Source organism: Deltaproteobacteria bacterium (assembly GCA_023382265.1).
Classification (GTDB): domain Bacteria; phylum JAMCPX01; class JAMCPX01; order JAMCPX01; family JAMCPX01; genus JAMCPX01.
The window spans coordinates 1-7,562 of the sequence record JAMCPX010000020.1 but is presented as its reverse complement, the minus strand read 5'-3'; the positions used below and the strand labels follow the sequence as shown (position 1 = coordinate 7,562).

6 protein-coding genes are annotated in these 7,562 nt (G+C 41.8%); 3 read left to right on the top strand and 3 right to left on the bottom strand.

Annotated elements, in window-relative coordinates; all coding sequences use genetic code 11:
• A partial coding sequence (locus M1381_04030) for a hypothetical protein (GenBank protein ID MCL4478254.1) occupies positions 1-637 on the bottom strand: 637 nt, incomplete at its 3' end.
• A gap of 114 nt (positions 638-751) precedes the next feature.
• Complete coding sequence (locus M1381_04025; protein MCL4478253.1) at positions 752-1,054, bottom strand: ferrous iron transport protein A; 303 nt, start codon at positions 1,052-1,054, stop codon at positions 752-754.
• A gap of 135 nt (positions 1,055-1,189) precedes the next feature.
• Here M1381_04025 and M1381_04020 point away from each other — a divergent pair, with 135 nt between their 5' ends.
• A complete protein-coding gene (locus M1381_04020) occupies positions 1,190-2,695 on the top strand; it encodes a glycosyltransferase (GenBank protein MCL4478252.1) in 1,506 nt (501 codons plus the stop codon).
• Between the two features lies 1 nt (position 2,696).
• On the opposite strand, the gene M1381_04015 is transcribed toward M1381_04020, so the two are convergent.
• Positions 2,697-2,834, bottom strand: coding sequence for a hypothetical protein (locus tag M1381_04015; protein ID MCL4478251.1), 138 nt, complete (start codon positions 2,832-2,834; stop codon positions 2,697-2,699).
• Between the two features lie 354 nt (positions 2,835-3,188).
• Here M1381_04015 and M1381_04010 point away from each other — a divergent pair, with 354 nt between their 5' ends.
• Together M1381_04010 and M1381_04005 are read left to right on the top strand one after the other, a co-directional pair.
• A complete protein-coding gene (locus tag M1381_04010) occupies positions 3,189-5,384 on the top strand; it encodes an ATP-binding protein (GenBank protein ID MCL4478250.1) in 2,196 nt (731 codons plus the stop codon).
• Complete coding sequence (locus M1381_04005; protein ID MCL4478249.1) at positions 5,381-6,796, top strand: response regulator; 1,416 nt, start codon at positions 5,381-5,383, stop codon at positions 6,794-6,796. The genes M1381_04010 and M1381_04005 overlap by 4 nt, the downstream gene beginning before the upstream one ends.
• Positions 6,797-7,562 lie beyond the last annotated feature (766 nt).

Sequence of the window (7,562 nt, the reverse complement as noted above, 5' to 3'; positions counted from 1 at the left end):
TACCGACTATTGCACCCATTGACGGATCCTGAGTTACTTTAGCACTGCCGCTCGCAAGAGAAACTATCGTGCTGGACATCAATTCCACAGGTAATAATGCATTAGCATCCGCAGCAGAGACAATCTCTCCGAATTGGTACGTATCCATATAGCCTGAGGCACTTGCTTTAACAGCAAATGGTATGCCTGTCGGGACTATTGTCGTTACCGTTCCTGATGAACCGGATGTAACCGTGGTATCCGGCGTTTGGTTTGCAGCCTTGTTGCTTGTTGAGGTGAAGAGCGAGATTGTCGCACCTCCAACAGCACCGGGAATCCCGTAACTTTGTGCATTTAATACTATTGGGATAAGACCACTTTGAAGTATGGAAGTGCATGTTGACACAAACGTTCCACCATTTACCACGACGATCGGGGGTGGCAGGGTAACATTCGTCGGTGGTGTTTGTTGCTGTTTCTGTGTTGTGCATCCGAGGAGCTTCTGCATGTCAGCGGGCAGATTCTGCGGACAAACAGTAGGGTTATTCCCGGCAGGCACATATCCGGATCCACCGCCGCAACTACTCATGAAGGCTATGAAAGAAACTAACATAAACACGATAAATAACGTGCCTTTATTGTTTGTTATTTGTTTCATAAGTAACCTCCCTTACTTTTTTTACAAACATACAGGAGCATTTGGACTGTGTCAAGGACACCGTTTGTCCTGCTTGCCCCCGCGATTTTAGTATACCACCACCGTTCGTCACCGTTAAAGTTTGTTAACCTCGCTGTTTTTGGCAGGATAAACCTCGATAAAAATCCTTGATGCAGCGCCCTTGCCTATTGCCGCTTTTGTTCCTTCGGATGATACGATGATAGGTCCGCCCGAAGCATTGACAACCTTTATCTTACTGCCGGTGCGTATCCCGATGTTAATAAGTTTTTTGATGAATCCCATTCCGCCCATGACCTGTTTTACTGTCCCTTCCTCCCCCGATTTCATGGCGTTTAACGGACTGAGAGCTGGCTGTTCTCTTTTGATCTCTTCGGTTTTGTCTTTATTGGGTCCCATACCTTTTTGATAATGATTTTCAACAGCAATGTCAATAGTTGTTTCCAAATCCGCTGTTTTTGAAGGTATGAATTAACTTTATACCCTTTCTTAAAAACTTGACTTTGACAAGACCGGATATTAGGTGTTTGTGATATGCCTGAAGAAAAAACTTACGATGACAGAATTCAAAATATAAAGAAAATGGATTTCGGATATAGAATACCTGCAATAAAAACTGGAATACAAACCCCGCCTGCGGAATCGAAGGCAAAACAGGATCTGTGGCAGCAAACAAATCCGCCGGCCGGTACAAGTAATGGGAATAGTGCGGAATCCGCCACTTCAACGGTAACAAAAATATTAGATTTTATGCTTAAAGCCGGCATACTGTCTCTTATCGTGTTGTTTGTGGTCGCCTCTCTGTATTATGGTTCATTTGTGAGGATTTGGGAGATTACCATTGCCCGCGGGAGGATTTTCAGTTTTTTCACGTACGCCTCTGTCAGTTATTCTGCAATTACACTCTTGTATCTGATTTTCAGAACATTCCTATGGCTGAGATATAAACCGTATGCTCTACAGCAGGATGATCATATACCGTTTGTCAGCGTGATCATCCCCGCATACAATGAAGGTGCGCTGGTAGAAAAAGCAATCAAAGCTGCCGTGGAATCGGATTATCCCCGCAATAAAGTAGAGGTACTCTGCATCGATGACGGATCGAAGGATGATACATTTCTCTATATGCAGAAAGCAAAAGCGCGCTATGACGACAATGTTACCTTAATCAAACTACCCCGCAACATGGGGAAACGTCATGCCTTATACAGTGGATTTAAAAAGGCAAAAGGGGATATATTCATAACCATAGATTCCGACTCCTTGATAGAGAAAGGCTCGATCGGTCATATTATTGCGCCGTTTTTGAGAAGCCAGCAAATCGGTGCGGTAGCCGGCAACGTAAAGGTCTTAAACAAGCGAGAAGGTATAGTGCCAAAAATGCTCGGTGTAAGTTTTATCCTGTCGTTTGATTTCACAAGGGCGTGCCAGTCAACCTACGGAGCTGTTTTGTGCTGTCCGGGTGCGTTCTCGGCGTACAGGGCTGACGTCGTCAGGCAGGTAATGGATCCATGGCTTCATGAGATGTTCCTCGGGGAGGTATGCACGTACGGCGAAGACCGGGCGCTTACAAATATGATACTGCAAAAAGGGTTTTACACAACCTATCAGAACAGTGCTGTTGTCCGTACGCAGGTCCCGACGAATTACAATAAACTCTCAAAGATGTATTTGAGATGGGAAAGAAGCAATATACGGGAGTCCATCATCCTCTCAACTTTTATTCTCAAAAAATACAGGAAAAAACACAGGGTGCTGCCATTTATTAATTTTATAATCGTTAATCTGCGTTACCCGTTTCAGTATTATGCAATGTCGTTCCTATTCATAAATCTTATACTGTATCCGGCAAACATATTCAGATACCTTTCGGTGGTTGGGGTAATTTCGCTCGTTTATATGATATATTACATTCGTTCCGAGAAGAATTCAGACTTTTTGTATGGTGTTCTGTATTCCTATTTTTCTATATTTACACTGCAGTGGATATTTCCCTATGCAATGGCAACATTAAAAAGCAAATCCTGGATGACGAGATAAGCTAAGCCTGTTCTTTATTCGTTTTATAAAAATAGGTCGATATTTTTTTGTTTATAGCGTGATAACTATTCGTAACTACATAATGCAGTAATTCGTATATCACTCCAAATACTATAAACGTAAACTTTAAAAGCCACATAATCTTTGCCTCCATACTGAAAGAACTAAAAGCATTTTTTATGCCACAAATAAAATCGTTGTTTATCAAAGTGTTGGATAAATTGTTGTGATTTTTATTCTAATAATTGTTATTAAAACATCACAGATCGCACATAGAGAGGAATAATGTAAGTGGCATTTTACAAACAGAAAAGCTTTACTACCGGTGCGTTGAAAATTATCTATATATTTCAAAAAAAGCTTGCATTTAACTATTTTTAATAGTACAAAAACATGCAAGAGTAATAGTATAGAACATGTAATCGCAATAGACGTATACTGATATATTTTAGCGCTCATTTTTACGCATATATTATTTTATTGAGAGGTTCTATTGAAAAAGCATGTGCAGCATGTTTATATATTCTTAATCTTATTGATAGTATTATTGATTACTGTAATAGGGTTAAGATCGTATACCCTAAGCATCCTCGAAAAAAACAATCGACTGAAGTCAGTTGCACATGCCGAAAGAAATATAATCGATGATGTGATTGTTTCGGAAAATTCACCTGCTGTGTCGCGTGTTTCGAAAACCTCTTTATCGGGTTTAAGACATGGCATCCAGTTACTATCAACGTATGCCAATCCGGATCCGGATTGCAAGCGCATTTTGAACAGCATTAATGCCGACATAGGTAAGTTTAAAGAAGGATTCGCAACCTCCGACCGGTTGGAGGTTGATAGTGCCGGTTCGAATATCCATAAGGACCTCGATGTTTTTTTGCAGAGACAGGAATCCATAAATAACAAACACATCCATTATTTTTCTACCGTGACAACTGTTTTATTATCCCTTGTAGTCATCGTTCTCCTTTTTTTGCTGTTTTATTTTTACAGCACTATCTTTTTACCCATGCAGAAACTGATTCCAATACTGGAGTCGGTTGAAAAAGGCGACCTTTCACAGAGAGCGGACACAAAAGCAAAAGGCATGCTTGCGGTAATAGAGCATTCCATTAATACTATGATCGCAAGCCTGCAGATATACACGAACCAGCTCGAAGCTATGGTAGAGGACAGGACACGGGAGCTCAAGCACAAGGAATTTTATATCAACAACATGCACGATTGCTTGTGTGTGCTCGATAAGGATAGCAGGATTGTGGATATCAACCCTGCATTTACTCAGATGCTGGGCTATACAAAAGAGGAGATTGCAGGCAGATCGATTTTCGATCTGTTTGACGAAGACAATAAAAAAATACTTGCAGCGGAATTTGAAAAACGGGCCAAGGGTGATCCGTCAACGTACGAGATCAATATACTCACAAAAGATCACACCAGCATACCCATCATTACAAGCGGTGCACCTATTATAGAGGACGGTGAACTTACCGGGAAGATCGGTATTTTTACCGATATCAGCTTTTTAAAAGCACTGCAGGCAGAATTGGAATTCAGAAATGTGGAACTTGAAAAAGCAAACAAGGCAAAGTCCGATTTTCTTGCGAGTATGTCGCATGAATTGCGTACGCCCCTGAACGCCATTATGGGGTTCTCGGAGGTGCTGCTTGAACGTAATTTCGGGGAGCTCAATCAAAAACAGGAGGAATATATAAAAGACGTACTTGAGGCAGGCGAGCACCTGCTTTTGCTCATCAACGATATCCTGGATCTTGCGCGTGTAGAATCCGGTCAGATGATATTTGAACCCTCCGAATTTTATGTGAGAGATATCGTGGAACAGAGTATCACCATGGTAAAAGAACGGGCATTGCGGCATTATATCAATCTGTCGGAGGTAATCTCTCCGGATGTTACCACGGTCTATGCCGATGAAAGGAAATTAAAACAGGTCCTCTATAATCTTCTTACCAACGCAATCAAGTTTACCCCGGATAGCGGTAGTGTATCCCTTATCGTCAGTAAAGCGGATAAAGATGTCATGTTCACCGTAGAGGATACCGGTATAGGCATCCCTGAAGAGGCAATGTCCAAGCTGTTTTATCCTTTTTCCCAGATCAGGTTATCGCATCCGTCCATTCACGAAGGCACGGGCCTTGGTCTTTCCATAGTAAAGGCGATCATAGAACTACACGGTGGTAAGATATGGGTGGAGAGCAAGGTTGGGAAAGGCAGCAGATTCTCGTTTACTATCCCTGCAAACATAAAACACCCGATTAGGTCGCCTCAAGCTGCTCAGGTGCAAAAAAGGATTGACGGTAACCATGTACTCGTTATCGAAGATGACCATGCCATAGCAAAACTCATTAAAGGATACCTGCAGGAGGCAGGGTATAAGGTAGACATTGCATACGATGGAGAACAGGCTTTGACCATGTTAAAGGGTTTAAAACCGGACATAATTACACTCAATCTTTCTATTCCTAAGAAAAATGGCTGGATGGTCCTTAAATCATTACAAGCAGATCTCGATGCAAAAGGCATACCCGTAATTATCATTTCATCCATAGAAGAGGGCAAAGAGGCGTTAAAGCTTGGCGCCTCAGCGTTTATCTTAAAGCCTATTGACCGGCAAACTCTGTTAAAAGAGATTTACAGGGTTAGCGGAAGGAGGTCCTCATGAGGATACTCGTCGTTGAAGATGATCCCAAAAGCGCACGGCTTATTAAGGATATACTCGAATTGCGCGGCTATGTCGTTATCGAGGCAAGTAACGGCTTATCCGCCATGAGGATTATCAACGACCATATTCCCGATTTGATATTTATGGACATGAACCTCCCGGGTATGGACGGTATCACGCTGACAAAACTCATAAAAACAAGCTCTAAAACAAATAACATCCCGGTCATAGCCCTTACAGCAGCGGCGATGAAAGGCGACAGAAGCAGATTCCTTCAGGCAGGCTGTGATGATTATATAAGCAAGCCATTCCATGTGAAAGATATCCTTGATGTGATAAAGAAATACGGAAAAGCAGAAGAACAAAAAACAATAAAACATCCGCCTATTGTCCTTGTCGCGGACGACAGGCCGGAGAATATAGAGTTGATAAGTGCAACCCTTTCCCCCATGGGATATGCCATCATAAAAGCAGCGAATGGCGTTCAAGCCATGGAAAAAATAAGAACACTTCGTCCGGATATTGCCATGATCAACGTTTTTATGCCGGAACTCAACGGCATAGAAGTATGCAAGAGCATTAAATCAGACGAACAGTACTCTACGATACCCGTTATCATGATAACAGCCCTTAATGATGCAGACTCGAAGATGAAGGCGCTCTCCGTAGGCGCGGATGAATTTCTGACGAAACCCATAGACCGCTATGAGCTTATGGTGAGAGTCGGGAATCTTTTAAATGTCAAAAAGCATATAGATAACCTGAACAATCAGATTGTCGAGAAGACAAAAGAATTAAAAAAAGTAATTTTAGAACTGAAAGAAGCCAATATCAATATCGTCTACAGGCTTTCGAGAGCGGTTGAATATATAGATAATGATACAGGGAACCATAATATAAGGGTGAGCAAGTATGTCATGAGTATAGCAGACGGAATGGGTTTTACAAAAGAGGAGGTTGAGAAGATATCCATAGCGAGCTCCCTGCATGATATAGGGAAGATAGGTATATCATCGCTCATACTCCTGAAGCCGTCAAGTCTCACCGCGGAAGAATTCGAACAGGTAAAAAAGCATACACAAATAGGCTCTACGCTATTGACCAATTCCGGATCTAAGTTACTCGATATGGCAGGACAGATAGCGCTTACACACCACGAAAGGATGGACGGAACAGGTTATCCGCATGGATTGAAGACAGACAGTATTCCTGTAGAAGGAAGGATCACCGCACTGGCGGATGTTTTTGATTCCATGACCATCAAACGACCGTACCGCGATGCCCTCCCTGTCGATCAAGCAGTTGAATATATAAAATCAAAAGCAGGCACACAGTTCGATGCGCATATTACGGACGTATTTTTACGGCATCTGAAAGACATACTTGATATAAAGTATATGATAAAAGCATAAGACAATCTGTTTTAAGAACTATTATAATTTGATGTTGCTTAAAATTGAAAAGTGGACTGACTTTTGATCGAATAATTCTTCATTTACAAAATAATGCCGTTTCTCAATCTTATCTCTGCTCCATTGAGAATAAGAGTAGGAATCACCGTCTGTGACAGAGGTTATGTACATCTATCTACACTGGTTTTGTGTCATTCTCACGAAAGTGGGAATCCAGTTTCTCACTACTCAATCATTTCCAGGATATTAAGAATCTGGACGTCGTCTCTGCGAAATCAGGGAACTATTTTGAACGGGTGTTCGCCGCAATCCACGCTATTTATAGCGGCGGGGTACCCAAGCGGGGCTTGGGTCGGGCGAACTAAGCGATTGATATATTCCATACCGACGAAGAATCCATGCCGTTTACGGCGTGGTTCTTCAAGAAATGGATTCCTGCTCAAGCATATCTTCGAAGAAGCCCACGGGCAGGAATGACGAACTCTTTGAGATTGATATGTTGCTGCCAATCCATTTATTCTGTTAAACTAACCAATAGCGTTTAAATTAGTCTATTTTTCAATTTTAAATGCATCCGTTACAATTTATATCGATATAAAGAACCTTCTATTTTATCGAGAGTTACCCGCCTGTAAGTGTGGAGATGAGAGCAAGGAATCGGAAAACGGTTCAGGTACAAATGGGGTAAAAAAAACAATCTGTGACTAATCTGTGACTTTTTGAGTGGTATAGATTTGCACAAAGGAGGAGAGGATGCTCAAATTGA

Bases quoted from the DNA above. Each gene is read 5' to 3' on its own strand.
- M1381_04025 (MCL4478253.1), bottom strand. From the start codon at position 1,054: ATGGGACCCAATAAAGACAAAACCGAAGAGATCAAAAGAGAACAGCCA.
- M1381_04020 (MCL4478252.1), top strand. From the start codon at position 1,190: ATGCCTGAAGAAAAAACTTACGATGACAGAATTCAAAATATAAAGAAA.
- M1381_04015 (MCL4478251.1), bottom strand. From the start codon at position 2,834: ATGTGGCTTTTAAAGTTTACGTTTATAGTATTTGGAGTGATATACGAA.
- M1381_04005 (MCL4478249.1), top strand. From the start codon at position 5,381: ATGAGGATACTCGTCGTTGAAGATGATCCCAAAAGCGCACGGCTTATT.